Here is a 16,325-nt window from a genome sequence, read left to right as displayed (position 1 = left end):
TTCAGAGCCTCAGGCGCCGACCTCGAAGCGGGCGAACCGCTTCACGGTCACACCGGCCTCGTCGAGAACCGCCTTCACGGTCTTCTTGTTCTCCGTGACCGACGGCTGCTCGAGCAGCACGACCTCCTTGAAGAAGCCGTTCACCCGGCCTTCGACGATCTTCGGGAGCGCGCCCTCGGGCTTGCCCTCCTCGCGCGCGGTCGCCTCGGCGATCCGCTGCTCGTTCGCGACCGTCTCGGCCGGAACCTCGTCGCGGGTGGTGTAGAGCGGACGCATCGCGGCGGCCTGCATGGCAGCGCCCCGGGCGGCCTCGACGTTGTCACCCTCGAACTCGACCAGGACGCCGACCTGAGCCGGCAGGTCCGCGGCGCGCTTGTGCATGTACGCCGTCACCTGGCCGTCGAACACGGCGACCTTGCCGAGCTCCAGCTTCTCGCCGATGACCGCGGCCAGGGCCTCGATGTTCTCGGCGACCGACTTGCCGTCGGCGAGCTTCTCGGTGAGCAGACCCTCGATGTCGCCGACCTTGCTGGCCGACGCGTGCGCGACGATGTCGGCCGCGAGCTGCTGGAACTGCTCGTTCTTGGCGACGAAGTCGGTCTCGCAGTTCAGCTGGACCAGGGCGTTCTCCGCCGCGGCCACCAGGCCGTTGCTGGCGGAGCGCTCGGCGCCCCGCTTCTGCGCCTTGGCCGCGCCGTGGATGCGCAGCTCCTCGATCGCCTTCTCGAAGTCGCCGTCGGTGGCCTCGAGGGCCTTCTTGGCGTCCATCATGCCCGCGCCGGTGGTGTCGCGGAGCTTCTTCACGTCAGCGGCGGTGTAGTTCGCCATTCCTCGTTCTCTCGTCTGTGTCGATGCGGCTGGATGGGCGGAGCTGTCCGGTGCCCTGCCGCCCGCGAGGCGGGCGGCAGGATCAGCGGGTCTCAGGCCTCGTCGGCCTTCGGGGCCTCGGCGGCCGGGGTCTCCTCGGCAACCGGAGCCGCTTCGGCGACGGGAGCCTCTTCGGCGGCCGGAGCGGCAGCTTCCGCGGCCGGGGCCTCGGTCGCGACATCCTCGGCGGCCTTCGGGGCCTCGTCGGTCTTGGCGGCCGCGTCAGCCTTGGGGGCCTCCGCAGCGCCGTTCTGGCTCTCCAGCAGCTCGCGCTCCCAGGCAGCCAGCGGCTCCTCGGCACCCAGCTCCTCGCCGGCCGCGGCGGCACCCTGGCCACCGCGCGACATCAGACCGTCGGCGACGGCGTCGGCGACCACGCGGGTCAGCAGGCCGACCGAACGGATCGCGTCGTCGTTGCCCGGGATCGGGAAGTCGACCTCGTCCGGGTCGCAGTTGGTGTCCAGGATGCCGATGATCGGCAGCTTGAGCTTGCGCGCCTCGTCGACCGCGAGGTGCTCCTTCTTGGTGTCCACGATCCACACGGCGGCCGGGACCCGGGCCATGTCGCGGATACCGCCGAGGGTCTTGAGCAGCTTGTCGTGCTCGCGACGCTTCTGCAGCAGCTCCTTCTTGGTGACACCGGAGGCTGCGACGTCGTCGAAGTCGATGAGCTCCAGCTCCTTGAGCCGCTGGAGCCGCTTGTTGACGGTCTGGAAGTTGGTGAGCATGCCGCCCAGCCAGCGCTGGTTCACGTAGGGCATGCCGACCCGGGTCGCCTGCTCGGCGATCGCTTCCTGGGCCTGCTTCTTGGTGCCGACGAAGAGAATCGCGCCACCGGCGGCGACCGTGCTGCGGACGAACTCGTACGCCCGGTCGATGTAGGACAGCGACTGCTGCAGGTCGATGATGTAGATGCCGTTGCGCTCGGTGAGGATGAATCGCTTCATCTTCGGGTTCCAGCGCCGGGTCTGGTGCCCGAAGTGGACACCGCTCTCGAGCATCTGCTTCATGGTCACGACGGCCATGAGGTGGTCCTCCTGTCGCGCGCCCCCAGGTATCGCCCCGGGCCGACGCACTCTCGGTTGTTTCGCGGTGAGCCGGTTGGCCACCGCGCCTGATGCCCGTCGTCCGACCCCATCCAGGCGGTGAGGCCGGGACCGAGGGAGTCGCACAGTGGTGCGGGCATGCGTAGTCGCCCCACACGAGGCGGGACGCCATCGGAAGTCTACGGGACCAACCCCACCGGAAGCGAACTGGGGACAGGTTGTCCACAGGCGCCAACTCGGCGGCCGGGAAAGGGCCTTTCCACGGCATCTTCCAAGTATGAACATCGCCGCCCTCGTCCTCGCCCTGCCAACCGCCATCACCCCACCGTCCACGCCCCCACCGATCGCCCCACCCACAGCCCGAGCCACCGCAGACGCTCCCCCACCCACCGCCCGAACCAGCCCTACCCCACCGTCCGTCGCCCAGCCGACCGCCCACACCCCGCCCTCCGCCGCCCAGCCGACCGCCCACACCCCGCCCTCCGCTGCCCAGCCGAGCGCCCCACCCACCCCGCCGACCACCTTCACATCCGCCCTCGACCCCGCGTGGGCTCCGGCCCGATTGCGGCCGCCGGCCACATGGCCGCTCCACCCACGACCGGCCATCGTGCACGGGTTCGACAACCCGGCCGAGCCGTGGCTGCCCGGCCATCGCGGGCTGGATCTGGCCGGCTCCCCGGGCCAACCAGTCCTCGCCGCCACCTCCGGCAGAGTCGCGTACGCCGGTTCGGTGGCCGGGGTCGGCGTGGTCACAGTCGCCTCCGGCCCACGCCGTACGACGTATCAACCGGTCGTGCCGGTGGTTCGCGCCGGGGCGGTGGTGACCGTCGGGACCGTCATCGGGCACTTGTCGGCGGCCGGTTCGCACTGCGCGCCCGAGACCTGCCTGCATTGGGGACTGCGGGAGGGCGAGCGCTATCTCGATCCGCTGAGCCTGCTCCCGGAGCGACCGGTGCGGCTCCTGCCGCTGACCCCGTCAGCTCCCGGGAACGCGCGCCTGCCAGGCGTCTTCGTCCTTGGAGCGTCGCTCGACGCCGGCGGGGAGCTTGTTCTTGGCCAGGTCGATCAGCGTGGTGTGCTCGAGGACGTCACGCAGGCTGGCCCGCGCGGCGATCCAGACCCGCTGCAGGACGACTGCCCGCTCGTTGTAGGCGACGCTCTCCGGCCGCACGCCGGAGATGCTCACGATCGGCCCGTCGACCGCTCGCATCACGTCGGCGACCGAGATCTCGTTCGGATCCACCGCGAGCTTCCAGCCGCCGGACTGCCCGCGCTGGCTGGCCAGGATGCCGGCCCGGCGCAGATCGGCCAGGATGCCCTGCAGGAAGCCGTGCGGGATCCCCTGTGCACGACTGAGCTCCTCGGCCGACACGACCGAGGGATCGTTGGCCACCCATCGTTGGGTGATCTCGATCAGCGCCCGCAACGCATAGTCAGACTTCGCCGAAACCCGCATGGTCCGCAGTCTGCCGCATTCCGGCCGGTCGCCGCCGCACCAGGTGCAGCGACACACCCCCGCTCAGGCGCGGGGATGAGCCTGTTCGTAGGCCTTGCGGAGCCGGTCGGTCGAGACGTGCGTGTAGATCTGCGTGGTCGCCAGCGAAGCGTGACCGAGCAACTCCTGCACGCTACGAAGGTCCGCGCCGCCCTCCAGCAGGTGCGTCGCTGCCGTGTGCCGCAGGCCGTGCGGCGACAGGTCCGGCGCCTCGACGACCGCGATCCGCTCGTGCACCAGTCGCCGGACGGCCCGCTGATCGATCCGGCCACCCCGAGCTCCGAGGAAGACCGCGGGACCGCTGCCGGAGCGGGCCAACTGCGGGCGTGCCTCGGCCAGCCAGCGGTCGAGCGCCTTGGCGGCCGGCACGCCGTACGGGACCGAGCGTTCCTTGCGGCCCTTGCCGAAGACCCGGACGACGCGGCGCGAGGTGTCGATGTCGTCGATGTCCAGGGCGCAGAGCTCGCCGACCCGGATACCCGTTGCGTAGAGCAACTCCATGATCGCGAGATCGCGCAGCCCGACCGGGCTGCCGTCGTCGGCCGCGACCGCGGCGGCGTCCAGCACGGCCCGCGTGTCGGTCAGGTTGAGCACGCCCGGAAGGCTCTTGTGCGGTCGTGGGCTGGCCAGCAGGGCGCCGGGATCGGTCGCGATCCGCCCGGTCCGGTTGGCCCAGGCGGTGAAGACGCGGGCTGCCGTCGCCCGGCGGGACATCGTGCTCCGCGACTTGCCCAGGCTCTGCTGCTTGGCCAGCCAGGACCGCAGGCCACGGATGTCGAGCCCCGAGAGATCGTTGTGACCAAGCCGAATCAAATGATCGAGTAGATCCGCGATATCTCCGAGGTACGCTCTGACCGAGTGTTTGCTGAGGTCTCTTTCCGCCGTCAGATGCCGTTCGTAGTCGGTCAGTAACACCGTGAGACCCTCCGGCCAGGCCGTGCCGTCCGGTGTGGGTGACGGGTTCGCGCTGACTTCGCCCGGCGTCATGCCTCGACCATGCGGGAGCGGGACCGGCATCGCAAGCCACCGCGCGGACGTCGAGACAAGGAGGGTCTGGTCCATTAGCCCGACGGTCGACTACTGTTCGGCCCGATTGCCCTAGTAGCAACGGAGGCACCCCTGACCATGGCCCCCTCAGCGAACGGACAGACCGTAGGCCGGCGCCTGCCGGTCGAGTCGGCGTTCACTCGAGTCGAGGATGCACGGCACCGTCTGCCGCGCCTGTTCGGTCGTCGCGACCTGGTCGTTCTCGGCCTGGGCGTGATGATCGGTTCCGGCATCTTCAGTATCAGCGGCAACCAGGCGGCCCTGACCGCCGGTCCGGCCGTGATCCTGTCGTTCGTCATCGCAGCGATCGTGTGCCTGCTGGCAGCGGCCTGTTATGCCGAGCTGTCCTCGACGATCCCGGTCTCGGGAAGCGCCTACACCTTCAGTTACGTGACCTTCGGCGAGATGTGGGCCTGGCTGGTCGGCTGGGCCCTGGTGCTCGAGCTCGTCACCGCCGCCGCGATCGTCGCCCGGGTCTGGTCGGCGTACGCGCTGGCCACCCTGGACGGGTTCGGCATCACCCTGCCCGAGAACGTCGCGCAGTACTTCGGCCCGACGGCCAAGGTCAACCTGGTCGCGCCGCTGCTGCTGCTCCTGCTCACCGCGATGGTGGTCACCGGGACGAAGCTGTCCGCCCGGGTGCTGACCGTGGTCGTGGCCGCGAAGGTGGCCGTGATCCTGCTGGTGATCGTGGTCGGCGCGACGCACATCAACTGGGACAACTACACGCCGTTCGTGCCGATCGCGCGCGCCGCGCCGGCAACGGCCAGTCCGACGTTGTTCAGCTGGATAGTCGATTCGTCGTTCGGCACCTTCGGGACGATGGGCATCTTCACCGCCGCGAGCACGATCGTCTTCGCCTATATCGGCTTCGACCTGATCGCGACCGCGTCCGAGGACGCGCGGAACCCGCGCAAGACGGTCCCGCAGGGCATGCTGCTCGGCGTCGGCGCCGTCACGATCCTCTACATCGCGATGGCCGTGGTCCTGGTCGGCATGCGGCCGTACGGTCAGCTCGCCGGTAGTGCACCGGTCTCCAGTGCACTGTCGGCAGTCGGGGTCGGGTGGGCCGCCAAGGTGGTCAATCTAGGCGCCTTGCTGGCGCTGATGACCGTCATCATGGTGGTCCTGATCGGCCAGAGCCGCGTGCTGTTCAACATGGGCCGTGACGGCCTGCTGCCGAAGAGCCTCGGGCGGGTCAGCCGGGTCTACTCCTCGCCGGCCCGGGCCGCGGGTGTGGCCGGTCTGGCCGCGGTGGCGCTGACGCTGTATCCGAGCGTGCTGCAGCTCGAGGAGTTGCTCGTCATCGGCGCCCTGTTCTGCTTCGCGTTCTGTGCGGTCGGAGTGCTCAGGCTGCGCCGCACCGAGCCGGATCTCGAGCGTGGGTTCCGGGTGCCGCTGGTGCCGCTGGTGCCCTTGCTCTCACTGGGCGCGACGGTATGGCTGATGCTCAACCTGAAGACCAGCACCTGGGCCAAGTTCGGTATCTGGATGGCGCTGGGGCTGGCGATCTACGGGCTCTACGGACGCTGGCACAGCCGGCTGGCCAACGAGGACAGCTGGGAGTTCGACATCGGCGACACCGACCCCGGGACGGGCGGCCTGCAGGCCATCCGGCAGGAGCCGGAGCGCACCGGTGAGCTGAAGGCGATCCGCACCCCACAACAGAATCCGCAGAAGCCGACCCGCGGTAAGCACATGCGCAACTGACCTCCTGCGGTACTTGTCCGGCCCTCTTCGCCGTCTGTGGTTATCCACAGGCGGCGAAGTCGTTCCGGAACCGAGGCCCGATCCCGGCATCTTCTCTGTCGGAGGTGGTCAACAATGCAAACCAGCAACGCAGTTGGGCAGTACGGCGAGGAGCTCGCCAGCAGGTATCTCACGACCCAGGGTCTGGTCATCCTCGAGCGCAACTGGCGCTGCCCGATCGGCGAGATCGACATCGTCGCCCGCGAGGGCGGCACGCTCGTTGTCTGTGAGGTCAAGACCCGGCGAGGGCTCGGCTACGGGTCGCCGCTGGAGTCGATCACGTACCGCAAACTCACCACGCTGCGGAAGCTGGCCGGCGCCTGGCTGCGCAGCCACGAGGTCCGGCCCCGGGAGGTCCGGATCGACTTCGTCGCTGTCCTGATCACCCAGGGCGCTCCCCCTCAGGTCGATCATCTGCGAGGGGCAGCCTGATGACGCTCGCGCACATGTGGTCCGTCGCCCTGGTCGGGCTCGAGGGGCATCTGGTCGAGGTCGAGGCCGATATCGCCCAGGGCCTGCCCAAGACCACCCTGATCGGCCTGCCGGACACCTCGCTCTCGGAGGCCCGGGACCGGGTCCGGGCGGCCGTGGTCAACAGCGGTGAGAAGTTCCCCGACCGCAAGGTCACCATCGCCCTGTCCCCCGCGACCCTGCCGAAGACCGGCTCGCACTACGACGTCGCTATCGCCTGTGCCTTACTCGCAGCTGCTGGCGTGGTCGAGGCGGTGTCGTCGCGACGCACCGCGATCATCGGCGAGCTCGGGCTGGACGGCCGGATCCGTGAGGTCCGCGGTGCCCTCGCGATGACGCTGGCAGTGGCCCGGTCCGGCTTCGACCGCATTGTCGTGCCGGAGCTGAATGCAGGTGAGGCACGGCTCGTTCCGGGGATCGAGGTCTACGGGGTGCGGTCGCTGCGGCAGGTGCTGGCGTTGCTGCGTGGGGTGGAGATTCCGGACGAGGCGGCGCCACAGGCCGAGCCACGGCTGCTGTCGGAGTCGCTGACCCGGGTTCCGGAGGTCGATCTGCACGACGTGATCGGGCAGCAGGAGGGCCGGCGGGCGATCGAGGCAGCGGCCGCGGGTGGTCATCACCTGTTCCTGCACGGTCCACCCGGTTCGGGCAAGACGATGCTGGCCGAGCGTCTGGCCGGGCTGATGCCGAATCTCAGTACCGACGAATCGCTGGAGGTCTCAGCGGTGCATTCGCTGGCTGGGATGCTCACCGGTGAGGCCGAGCTGGTCTCACGACCGCCGTTCATCGCGCCTCATCACACAGCCTCGTTGTCGAGCCTGGTCGGAGGCGGTTCGGGGGTGCCGCGCCCGGGAGCGATCAGCTGCGCACACCGCGGGATCCTGTTCATCGACGAGGCACCCGAGATGCATCCGCTGACTCTCGACACGTTGCGGCAGCCGCTGGAGTCCGGGTTCGTCGAGGTTCACCGGTCGGCAGCGGTGGCGAAGTTCCCGGCCCGTTTCATGCTGGTGCTCGCCGCGAATCCCTGCCCCTGCGGCATGTCCGGCGTCCGGCACGCGGTCTGCAACTGCACACCCCAAGCACTCGCGCGGTACCAGCAACGCATCAGCGGCCCGATCAAGGACCGCCTCGACATCCAGCGCCAGATCCTCCCCGCCGCGCGCGGCAGCACCGACGCCGAGTCCTCCGAGCCGACCGCGGCCGTCGCCGCCCGCGTCCAGGCCGCCCGGGACCGCCAGTCCGCCCGCTATCGCGACAGCCCGTGGACCCTCAACAGCCAAGTCCCAGGTGCAGTCCTCCGCCGCGACTTCCCCCTCGATGCCAAGGCCCAGCAACTCCTCGAAGACCACTACTCCACCGGCCGCCTGACGGGCCGCGGCTTCGACCGCGTCGTCCGCCTGGCCTGGACCCTCGCAGACCTCCGCGGCCTCACCCAACCAACCCTCGAGCTGACCCACGAAGCCTTCCAGCTCCGCTCCGGCGAAACCCTCACCCCCTTGTCCGACACCCGCCCCCTCAAAGGACCCCTCCCATGACCCCCCTCCTCGCCCCGCCCTCCCCCAGTCCCACGCCCACCCCAGCCGAAGCAACAACCACGACGAGCCCTCTGAAGGCCAGGTGTCGGGTGCGGGCTTCTGTTGCGGTGGAGGACGCCACTGGGGGCGGCTCGGTGAGCTTCGGCGTGGACGGGTCCGGGATGGCAGCTCGCGGATGCGAGGTGGGGGATGGGGGCGTGGCTGGGAGGGGTGGTGGGGAGGGTGGGGTTCCTTGGGCTGGGATCGGGGGTGGCGGGGATGCGGAGCGGTTGGCTCGGGTGGGGTTGGGGCGGGTGATCGAGCCGGGGGATCTGGCGGCGCTGCGGGTGTTCGAGGGGGTTGGGGTGGTTGAGATGTGGGAGCGGTTGCGGCGCGGGGAGGTGGGGACGGAGCGGTGGGCGACGCGGATGGCGGCGGTGGAGCCGGAGCGTGATTTGGAGCGGGCGGCTGCTGTTGGGGGGCGGTTCGTGATTCCGGGGGATGCCGAGTGGCCCGAGCAGGTGGACGTGTTGGCCGAGGCGGGTCAGTTGACTCGGCGGGCTGGAGTGCCGTTCGGGTTGTGGGTGCGCGGACCGGCGAACCTGCGGAAGGTGCTTGAGCAGTCGGTGGCGATCGTGGGAGCTCGGGCGTGTTCGTCGTACGGGTCGCATGTTGCCGGGGAGTTGGCGGCGGGACTGTCGGCGAAGGGGTTCGCCGTGGTGTCGGGAGGGGCGTATGGGATCGATGCGGCGGCGCATCGGGGAGCGCTCGCGGCAGCGGGCGTGACGGTCGCGGTGCTGGCGTGCGGCGTGGACAAGAGCTATCCGCAAAGCAACGCGGCCTTGTTCAGCCGGATCGTCGAGCAAGGGCTGGTGGTGAGTGAGCTGTCACCGGGGTGTTCACCGAGCAAGCTGCGCTTCCTCGCCCGCAACCGCCTGATCGCGGCCGCGAGCCAAGGCACGCTGATCGTCGAGGCAGCAGTCCGCAGCGGCGCGCTGAACAGCGCCGGCTGGGCTGAGCAGTGCGGCCGCCCGGTGATGGCCGTTCCCGGCCCCATCACCTCCCAGATGTCCGAGGGCAGCCACCTGCTGATCCGCGAGCGAGACGCCGTACTCGTCACCGACGTCCCCGAGATCATCGAGGCCGTCTCGCCCCTGGGCAGCGGCCTGACCTCATACCGTCACTCGACCAAGACGCCCATCGACGATCTCTCCCACGACCTCCGCCGCACCCTCGACGCCGTCCCCGTCCGCACCCCGGCCCCCACCCACCGCATAGCCACCACAGCCGGTCTGGACATCCCAACCACGCACGGCGCCCTGGAGGCCCTGACCGCCCTCGACCTCGTCCACCAATCCCCCACCGGCTGGTGCTTAACACCCCAGACAACCGACTAACGCCCGCAGGAGAGGTCCGCCACGAGCTGAAGCGAGACGGCAGCCCGCGGTTTGTCCGCCGGGACATCGAACTTGCCGTTCGCCGTCGAGGGCACGTTCAGGAAGCTCACCCAGAATGCAGAGGCCGGCGATGTTCCTTGGTGCCGATCGTGGGACTGGCCCGGATCGTGCGTGGCGGGATGCTGATGTCTCTGGCCAGGCTCAACCCTTCAGCTGAGCAGACGGCGGACCTCTTCGGTTGCCCGCTCGGCGGACCACCGTGCCAACTCGGGCCAGCCGTAGGTGCGGCGAAGATCCTGCACGAGTCGGGTGCCGACCAAGTAGCCGATCCGGTCCGGGAAGCGCGCCTCGGAGTTCCGGGTTAGATACCGGGCCGCCACGTCATCCTCCTCGGACTCCAGGTCCGCCAGAATCGCCGCCTTCGCCGCGGGCAGAACCTGCAAGCAGTTCGTCAGCCAGTCGTCGTATCCATCGCCGAACCACAGATGCTCGGCCGGCCCGTAGTCCGGCAGCATCTCAGCGGTCAATGCTGTCGCGAAGCCCTCGGCGTAGATCCATTGCCCCAACGGCCCGCTATCAGTCCAGGCGACCTCCGGCAACGAGAGTTGCACCGCGTGCGCGAACTCGTGCGCCGCCAGGATCTGCGCGGCCGTGCCCTCTGGGATCCGCTCGACAGCCAGAAAGAGCGTGGCTTGGCCGCGAAACTGGCTGACCCACCCGTTCGCCGTCCCCAGCCCGACCATCACCACCGCGTGCACGTCCAGATGGGTCGCCTCAAGGACTGGCATGACCAGCTCCGCTGCTTCTTCCACCCAGCTGCAGGCGACCTCTGCATTGGCCCTGACGAGTTCCAGCACCTTCGGATAGAGCTCGAACGCCTGCTGCGGATCTGGGTCGCGCCCACTCCGCCGGAGGTCTTGGATCACCTCTGGGGCGCTCTCGACGTACTGATTCCACAGAGCGAGCTGTTGCTGCTCGTCCTCTGCGGCTGCTCGATCCCAGAACTCCAGAAATTCCGGCACCAGGTTCCGCACCGTAAGCGACATCCAACGATGGTAGGACGGCCACGACACACCTGGTCCACGGACCGAGGCTCAGGGGGTCAGCGGCCGAAGTCTGAGTCCTTGGGGACTTCGAGGTCGGACTTGGCCAGTTCTTCGATGTTGACGTCGCGGAAGGTGACGACCTTGGCGTTCTTGACGAAGCGGGCGGAACGGTAGACGTCCCAGACCCAGGCGTCGGCCATCGTCACCTCGAAGTAGACGTCGCCACCCTCGGTGCGGACCTTGAGGTCCACGGCGTTGCACAGGTAGAAGCGGCGTTCGGTCTCTACGACGTATTTGAAGATCCCGACGACGTCCTTGTACTCCCGATAGAGCTGCAGCTCCATATCGGTCTCGTACTTCTCGAGATCATCAGCACTCATCTACCGCTCTCCACTCCGGTGGGACTGGTGACATTCTGTCCCATATCGGGCCGCAGACTGCGGCGGACATTCTCGAACCGCCGTCGATGTTGCGGGCACGGGCCGTATTCGTCCAGTGCCGCCTGGTGCTCGGGCGTGCAGTAGCCCTTGTGGATGGCGAAACCGTACTGCGGGTACTCCTTGTCCCAGTGCTCCATCACGCGGTCCCGGGTCACCTTGGCGATCACGGATGCGGCGGCGATACAAGCCGCCACGCGGTCACCCTTCCAGATCGCCAGGCCCGGTACGCCGAGACCGTCGACCCCGAAGCCGTCGGTCAGCACGTACGACGGGCGCACGTCGAGGCGGAACAGGGCGCGGCGGAGCGCTTGGAGGTTCGCCACGTGCATGCCGAGGCGGTCGCACTCGGGGGCCTCGATCGAGACCACCGACCAGGCCACCGCGCGCTTGCGGATCTCCTCGTAGCAGCGCTCGCGGGCCTTGGCGGTGAGCAGCTTGGAATCGGCCAGCTCGGGGATCTGGCCGCGCTTGCCGTCCGGCAGGATCACCGCGGCCGCGACCAGGGGGCCGGCGCACGGTCCGCGGCCGGCCTCGTCCACGCCGGCGATCGGATCCAGGCCGACGCGGCGCAGGGCCCGCTCGTACCCGTACAGCCCGGCGTCCCGGCGCACCGTGCTACCCCGGGGCAACACGCTCATCGAACCCTCCTACTTGGGGGGTGGTGTCAGCGAGATCAATGGTTTGGCCGGCGGGGGCCCGGCCGCGGCGGGGACCGCCTTGAAGGTGTCCGGTACGCCGAGTTTGTCCCAGCGACCGGCCGGCCAGACGACCAGGATCGCGCGGCCGGTCACCTTGTCCAGCGGGACGAAGGCCGCGTCACCGGGGTTGCCGCCTTCGGCGTCGACGTCCTGCAGGTGCACGCGGGAGTCGCCGGAGGCGGAGCGGTGGTCGCCCATCACGAAGATCCGGCCGGCCGGGACCGTCACCTGGAACTCCATCTGCGAGGCGGCGTCACCGGGGTACAGGTAACTGGTCTCGTCGAGGGGCTGGCCGTTCACCAGCAGGCGGCCCTTGGTGTCGCAGCACTCGACCTTGTCGCCCGGCATCCCGATCAGGCGCTTGATCAGGTGCCCGTGGCTGGAGTCCGGCAGCAGGCCGACGACCTCGAAGAACCGGCCGACCGAGCCGCGCTTCTGGCCGCTCTCCTCGGCGCCGAGCCAGCCGCCCGGATCCTCGAAGACGACCACGTCGCCACGCTTCACGTCGGTGATCTTCTCCACGACGACCCGGTCACCGACCAGCAGCGTGTTCTCCATCGACTCGCTCGGGATGATGAACATCTGGCCGACGAACGCCCGCAGGATCGAGGAGACGATCAGCGCCCCGACGACGATCAGCACGAACTCGCGGGCGGCCGCCGCGAAGCCCGAGCGATGGGCGGGTCTGGCGGGTTTGGCGGCGTCCGTCTTCGTCGGTGTATCGGTCACTTCTTCAGCCCCGGCTTCTTGAAGGTTTCCGGAGGACGCAGCATCGTCATCCGGTCAGACGGCCAGATTACGCAACAGGCCCGGCCAACCACGTTCTCGATCGGGACGAACCCGCCACCGGGGCCGCCCATATGGGCACGGGAGTCCGCCGACTGGGCCCGATTGTCGCCCATCACCCACAGCTGACCGGGTGGTACGACGACGTTGAAGGGCAGGTCGGAGGGGTGCGCGTCCTTGAGCAGGTACTCGCGCTCGTCGAGGGCGATCCCGTTCACCGTGACCCGGCCGTTGCGATCGCAGCAGATCACCTTGTCGCCGGGCAGCCCGATCACCCGTTTCACCAGGTGACCCTCACCGCTGCGCGGCAGGATGCCGACGAACTCACCGACCCGCCGGAACGGGCCCGGGGTGGCCGGTGCCTCGTTCAGCCAGTTGGCGGGGTCCTTGAAGACGACGATGTCACCGCGGTCGACGTCCCGGTGCAGGTAGCTGATCTTCTCGGCGAGGATCCGGTCGTCCTTGGTGAGCGTGTTGTACATCGACTCCGACGGCACGTAGAACGCTTCTGCGACGAACAGCCGCAGGACCACCGTGATGACGAGTGCGAGCACCGTCACGGTGGTCATCTCGGTCAGCAGGCTGAGCAGCGGATTCCGCTGCTTCAGCCTGCGGTGACGTCCCTTGCTGCGACGTGCCCTCCGAGGTGCCGAGCGAGGGCGAGCGCGAGTCGCAGTGCTCGGCGCCATAGGTGACCGTCGTCGTTACGTGGCTCAGGAGGCCGGGACGTTGTCCCGCTTCTCCTTGATCTTGGCTGCCTTGCCGCGCAGCTCGCGCAGGTAGTACAGCTTGGCGCGACGGACGTCACCGCGGGTGACGACCTCGACCTTCTCGACGATCGGGGTGTGCATCGGGAAGGTGCGCTCGACGCCGACACCGAAGCTGACCTTGCGGACCGTGAAGGTCTCCTGCAGGCCACCACCGTGCCGGCGGATCACGACACCCTTGAACACCTGGACGCGGGAACGGTTGCCTTCGACGACCTTCACGTGCACGTTGACGGTGTCACCGGCGCGGAAGGCCGGGATGTCGTCGCGCTTGCTCGCGTTGTCGAGCTCGTTCAGGATGTTGCTCATCAGGTGTCTCTTCTCTCGCGCGTGCCACAGGTCACCCACGAAGGTGGTTGGTGAAGTCACTGAAAAGCTGCCAGTCGGTGGTCACCCCCTGTGGCAGGAGCACCGAAAGAGCAGCAGCAGACAATCTTGCCACATGCCCCACACCGTGACGAAATCAGCGCGCTCCGGCCACGGAGGGTGACGCTATCTACTTCCGGCGGCGCCGCTTCGCGAGGTGGACCAGGTCGACCTTCGGGGTCTGTGCCTCACGCCGCAACTCCCGGTAACCGGCCTTCTTGTAGACAGCCAGGTTCCGCTCGCTGAGCCCGCCCGTGTTGAGTTCGTACGTCGTCACCTCGGCCGGCGCGAGCTTCTCGGCGGTCTTCAGCAGCCGGGTGCCCAGCCCTCGGCCCTGCCAGTCGGGAGCGACGATCATCCGGCCGATGTAGGCCACCGAGCCGTCGACAGTCAGCTGCACCGATCCGACGATGCGAGTGCCTGCGACGGCCTTGAGGACGGTCCCCTGCCGGAGACGCTCAGCCGCGGCGTCGACTGTCTCAACCAGCGGTGGGATCGAGTAGTCGTCGTACAGGCGCCCTTCGGAGAGGAAGGCGGCCAGCTGCAGGGTGTGGATCTCCCCCGCGTCGCCAGGCGTGGCCGGGAGGATGCGAACCGGATCCGCATCGTCCTTCCCAGCCAGTACGTCGCCCCACGCGGCCAGCAGGTCCGGACGGCGCTCCGCAGTACGGCTGACGGACTGCTCATGACGCCACTCGGCGATCTTGCCGTGGTTCCCGGACAGCAGGATCTCCGGTACGTCGTGCCCCCGCCAGCTCACGGGCTTCGTGTAGACCGGGTACTCCAGCAGCCCGTCGCCCGAGTGCGACTCCTCGGCCAGCGACTCCGGGTTGCCGATCACACCGGGCAGCAGCCGGGCCACTGCCTCGACCATCACGAGTACGGCGACCTCTCCGCCGTTCAGCACGTAGTCGCCGATCGACACCTCGTCGACGCGCATCCGCTCCCCGGCGTACGCCGCGACCCGGGCGTCGATCCCCTCGTAGCGCCCGCAGGCGAAGGCGAGCCAGGGCTCCTCGGCCAGCTCGTAGGCGAGCGCCTGGGTGAACGGCCGCCCGGCGGGCGTCGGCACGATCAGCCTGGGCTGCGCGGGCCCGTCCGGCGGCGCGACCGCGTCCAGCGCCTCACCCCATGGCTCCGGCTTCATCACCATGCCCGCGCCGCCGCCGTACGGGGTGTCGTCGACGGTGCGGTGCCGGTCGTAGGTCCACTGCCGCAGATCGTGCAGGTGGACGTCCAGCAGGCCGCTCTGGGCAGCCTTGCCGACCAGTGAGACGTCCAGCGCGGCCAGGTACTCCGGGAAGATGGTGAGGACGTCCAGCCTCATCGGGCTGCGTCTCCCGGCTCCGACGGAACCACCTCGGCACCCTCAGGGTCGAGCAGGCCCGGCCGGTCCGCGACAGTCACGTACTTCGCGTCCAGATCGATCTCCGGAACCAGCTCCTCGACCAACGGCACCAGTACGGCGTTGCCCGCCGGCCGCCGGATCTCCAGCAGGTCCTGCGAGGGCAGGTGGATCACGTCGATCACCTCACCCGCCTCGTCACCCGTGGTGGTGCGGACCTTCAGACCGATCAGCTCGCGGTCGTAATACTCCTCAGGGTCCTCCGGCCGCTCGTCCTCGCCGATCTCGGCCTGGACCTCCAGATTGCGCAGCGACTCGGCCGCAGTCCGGTCCGGGGACTCGACGAACTTCACCAGCAACCGCCCGCTGTGCCAGCGGCTGGACTCCACGGTGAGGGTCCGAGGCGGGTTGGTGGTCGTGACGAGCTTCGCCCCGTCAGCGAAGCGCAGGTCGGGGTCGTCCGTGCGGACGATCATCCCGATATCGCCCTTGATCCCGTGCGCCCGGCCGATCCGACCGACAATCACCAGCACTGCAGTTCCTCTCAGAGCCAAGACAACAACGCCACAGTGTCTCAGGCGCTGCCGCTCCACGGTGCAGGGGTGAGCACCCAGATCAGTTCGGCAGGGTCGGTGGGGCTGGAGTTGACCCAGGTGTGCGGCTCGCCACCGGGGAAGGTCAGTGCGTCGCCGGCGGCCAGCTGGACCCGGCGGTCGGTGAACAGCATCTCGATGCTGCCGGTGATCACGTACACGACTTCGTACTCGCAGTTGATCGTGTAGAAGTCCGAACCGCCGGTGCCACCCGGCTCCGCGTCGGTGTGCACCACCTGGACGCGGGACTGCCCGCGCGGCGTCATCAGCCGCTCGTCGACACCGGCTCCGCCCAGGTTGATCGCGGGCGCGCCATCACGTCGTACAAGGGCGACGTCCGGCACGGAGAACAGCGAGCCGACGTCGAGACTCATCACCTCGCACAAGGTGATCAGCGAGGCGACGCTCAGCGAGGTCTCGTCCCGCTCGACCCGGCTGAGGAAGCCCTTGGTGAGGCCGGCGGCCGAGGCAAGCTGGTCGAGGGTGTAGCCGTGCGCCTGCCGGGCGGCCCGCAGCCGGGAGCCGATCCGGATCTCGTTGTTCGAGGGCGACACGGGCAACGGACGCATCGGAAGACCTTCCATCAGGCGGAAAAACAAGGGACGACTCCTTGACACCCCATCATGCCGCCCCCGATGCTCGTACGACAACCTTTGTTGCCTGTCATGAAACATTCTCGAAACATCGGCCCGACC

17 protein-coding genes and 1 pseudogene are annotated in these 16,325 nt (G+C 68.8%); 5 read left to right on the top strand and 13 right to left on the bottom strand.

The window, feature by feature from the left end:
* Window positions 1-9 precede the first annotated feature (9 nt).
* Together tsf and rpsB are read right to left on the bottom strand one after the other, a co-directional pair.
* Window positions 10-828 carry a translation elongation factor Ts gene (tsf, locus tag ACFCV3_RS30520; RefSeq protein ID WP_376035663.1) on the bottom strand — a complete coding sequence of 273 codons (819 nt, stop codon included), beginning with the start codon at window positions 826-828 and terminating at the stop codon, window positions 10-12.
* Window positions 829-920: 92 nt separating this feature from the next.
* A complete protein-coding gene (rpsB, locus tag ACFCV3_RS30515) occupies window positions 921-1,892 on the bottom strand; it encodes a 30S ribosomal protein S2 (RefSeq protein ID WP_376035661.1) in 972 nt (323 codons plus the stop codon).
* 298 nt (window positions 1,893-2,190) lie between these two features.
* Between rpsB and ACFCV3_RS30510 the strand changes: the two are divergent.
* Window positions 2,191-2,829, top strand: a pseudogene (locus tag ACFCV3_RS30510) (M23 family metallopeptidase); the annotation flags it as partial.
* 60 nt (window positions 2,830-2,889) lie between these two features.
* On the opposite strand, the gene ACFCV3_RS30505 reads toward ACFCV3_RS30510, so the two are convergent.
* Both ACFCV3_RS30505 and ACFCV3_RS30500 read right to left on the bottom strand, forming a co-directional pair.
* Complete coding sequence (locus tag ACFCV3_RS30505) at window positions 2,890-3,369, bottom strand: Rrf2 family transcriptional regulator (protein WP_132406036.1); 480 nt, start codon at window positions 3,367-3,369, stop codon at window positions 2,890-2,892.
* A 63-nt stretch (window positions 3,370-3,432) separates the two neighbouring features.
* On the bottom strand, window positions 3,433-4,395 hold the full coding sequence (locus ACFCV3_RS30500) for a tyrosine recombinase XerC (protein ID WP_376035659.1): 963 nt from the start codon (window positions 4,393-4,395) through the stop codon (window positions 3,433-3,435).
* Window positions 4,396-4,533: 138 nt separating this feature from the next.
* On the opposite strand from ACFCV3_RS30500, the gene ACFCV3_RS30495 reads away from it, so the two are divergent.
* From ACFCV3_RS30495 to dprA, 4 genes are all read left to right on the top strand, one after another.
* On the top strand, window positions 4,534-6,165 hold the full coding sequence (locus ACFCV3_RS30495) for an APC family permease (RefSeq protein ID WP_376035657.1): 1,632 nt from the start codon (window positions 4,534-4,536) through the stop codon (window positions 6,163-6,165).
* Between the two features lie 114 nt (window positions 6,166-6,279).
* The gene (locus ACFCV3_RS30490) at window positions 6,280-6,636 is read left to right on the top strand and encodes a YraN family protein (protein WP_376035655.1); all 357 of its coding nucleotides are present in this window, start codon (window positions 6,280-6,282) and stop codon (window positions 6,634-6,636) included.
* Entirely contained in the window at window positions 6,636-8,213 is a 1,578-nt protein-coding gene (locus ACFCV3_RS30485; RefSeq protein ID WP_376035653.1) for a YifB family Mg chelatase-like AAA ATPase, read from the top strand. The genes ACFCV3_RS30490 and ACFCV3_RS30485 overlap by 1 nt, the downstream gene beginning before the upstream one ends.
* 293 nt (window positions 8,214-8,506) lie before the next feature.
* Window positions 8,507-9,589 carry a DNA-processing protein DprA gene (gene dprA / locus ACFCV3_RS30480; RefSeq protein WP_376035651.1) on the top strand — a complete coding sequence of 361 codons (1,083 nt, stop codon included), beginning with the start codon at window positions 8,507-8,509 and terminating at the stop codon, window positions 9,587-9,589.
* Between the two features lie 209 nt (window positions 9,590-9,798).
* Here dprA and ACFCV3_RS30475 read toward each other — a convergent pair whose 3' ends face one another.
* From ACFCV3_RS30475 to ACFCV3_RS30435, 9 genes are all read right to left on the bottom strand, one after another.
* The gene (locus ACFCV3_RS30475) at window positions 9,799-10,635 is read right to left on the bottom strand and encodes a hypothetical protein (protein WP_376035649.1); all 837 of its coding nucleotides are present in this window, start codon (window positions 10,633-10,635) and stop codon (window positions 9,799-9,801) included.
* Between the two features lie 56 nt (window positions 10,636-10,691).
* Window positions 10,692-11,015, bottom strand: coding sequence for a DUF2469 domain-containing protein (locus ACFCV3_RS30470; protein ID WP_012922325.1), 324 nt, complete (start codon window positions 11,013-11,015; stop codon window positions 10,692-10,694).
* Entirely contained in the window at window positions 11,012-11,713 is a 702-nt protein-coding gene (locus tag ACFCV3_RS30465; RefSeq protein ID WP_344155600.1) for a ribonuclease HII, read from the bottom strand. Before ACFCV3_RS30465 ends, ACFCV3_RS30470 begins: the two co-directional genes overlap by 4 nt.
* A 9-nt stretch (window positions 11,714-11,722) precedes the next feature.
* A complete protein-coding gene (gene lepB / locus ACFCV3_RS30460) occupies window positions 11,723-12,502 on the bottom strand; it encodes a signal peptidase I (protein ID WP_376035646.1) in 780 nt (259 codons plus the stop codon).
* Window positions 12,499-13,128 carry a signal peptidase I gene (gene lepB / locus ACFCV3_RS30455; protein WP_376035644.1) on the bottom strand — a complete coding sequence of 210 codons (630 nt, stop codon included), beginning with the start codon at window positions 13,126-13,128 and terminating at the stop codon, window positions 12,499-12,501. The genes lepB (ACFCV3_RS30460) and lepB (ACFCV3_RS30455) overlap by 4 nt, the downstream gene beginning before the upstream one ends.
* 144 nt (window positions 13,129-13,272) lie before the next feature.
* On the bottom strand, window positions 13,273-13,635 hold the full coding sequence (gene rplS / locus ACFCV3_RS30450) for a 50S ribosomal protein L19 (RefSeq protein WP_376035642.1): 363 nt from the start codon (window positions 13,633-13,635) through the stop codon (window positions 13,273-13,275).
* A 187-nt stretch (window positions 13,636-13,822) separates the two neighbouring features.
* Window positions 13,823-15,019: a tRNA (guanosine(37)-N1)-methyltransferase TrmD gene (trmD, locus tag ACFCV3_RS30445; RefSeq protein ID WP_376035640.1), complete on the bottom strand. Its 1,197-nt coding sequence runs from the start codon at window positions 15,017-15,019 to the stop codon at window positions 13,823-13,825.
* Window positions 15,016-15,570 carry a ribosome maturation factor RimM gene (rimM, locus tag ACFCV3_RS30440; RefSeq protein ID WP_132410201.1) on the bottom strand — a complete coding sequence of 185 codons (555 nt, stop codon included), beginning with the start codon at window positions 15,568-15,570 and terminating at the stop codon, window positions 15,016-15,018. The genes trmD and rimM overlap by 4 nt, the downstream gene beginning before the upstream one ends.
* A gap of 41 nt (window positions 15,571-15,611) precedes the next feature.
* On the bottom strand, window positions 15,612-16,199 hold the full coding sequence (locus ACFCV3_RS30435) for an XRE family transcriptional regulator (protein ID WP_132410203.1): 588 nt from the start codon (window positions 16,197-16,199) through the stop codon (window positions 15,612-15,614).
* Between the last annotated feature and the right edge of the window lie 126 nt (window positions 16,200-16,325).

It is taken from the genome of Kribbella sp. NPDC056345, assembly GCF_042262745.1.
Lineage (GTDB): Bacteria > Actinomycetota > Actinomycetes > Propionibacteriales > Kribbellaceae > Kribbella.
This window is presented reverse-complemented; position numbering and strand designations above follow the sequence as displayed.

Coding starts and splice junctions, on each gene's coding strand:
- ACFCV3_RS30435 (WP_132410203.1), bottom strand. CDS start 16,199: ATGCGTCCGTTGCCCGTGTCGCCCTCGAACAACGAGATCCGGATCGGC.
- lepB (WP_376035644.1), bottom strand. CDS start 13,128: ATGACCACCGTGACGGTGCTCGCACTCGTCATCACGGTGGTCCTGCGG.
- ACFCV3_RS30470 (WP_012922325.1), bottom strand. CDS start 11,015: ATGAGTGCTGATGATCTCGAGAAGTACGAGACCGATATGGAGCTGCAG.
- ACFCV3_RS30490 (WP_376035655.1), top strand. CDS start 6,280: ATGCAAACCAGCAACGCAGTTGGGCAGTACGGCGAGGAGCTCGCCAGC.
- tsf (WP_376035663.1), bottom strand. CDS start 828: ATGGCGAACTACACCGCCGCTGACGTGAAGAAGCTCCGCGACACCACC.
- ACFCV3_RS30485 (WP_376035653.1), top strand. CDS start 6,636: ATGACGCTCGCGCACATGTGGTCCGTCGCCCTGGTCGGGCTCGAGGGG.
- rplS (WP_376035642.1), bottom strand. CDS start 13,635: ATGAGCAACATCCTGAACGAGCTCGACAACGCGAGCAAGCGCGACGAC.
- ACFCV3_RS30465 (WP_344155600.1), bottom strand. CDS start 11,713: ATGAGCGTGTTGCCCCGGGGTAGCACGGTGCGCCGGGACGCCGGGCTG.
- ACFCV3_RS30505 (WP_132406036.1), bottom strand. CDS start 3,369: ATGCGGGTTTCGGCGAAGTCTGACTATGCGTTGCGGGCGCTGATCGAG.
- ACFCV3_RS30495 (WP_376035657.1), top strand. CDS start 4,534: ATGGCCCCCTCAGCGAACGGACAGACCGTAGGCCGGCGCCTGCCGGTC.
- ACFCV3_RS30500 (WP_376035659.1), bottom strand. CDS start 4,395: ATGACGCCGGGCGAAGTCAGCGCGAACCCGTCACCCACACCGGACGGC.
- ACFCV3_RS30475 (WP_376035649.1), bottom strand. CDS start 10,635: ATGTCGCTTACGGTGCGGAACCTGGTGCCGGAATTTCTGGAGTTCTGG.
- trmD (WP_376035640.1), bottom strand. CDS start 15,019: ATGAGGCTGGACGTCCTCACCATCTTCCCGGAGTACCTGGCCGCGCTG.
- rpsB (WP_376035661.1), bottom strand. CDS start 1,892: ATGGCCGTCGTGACCATGAAGCAGATGCTCGAGAGCGGTGTCCACTTC.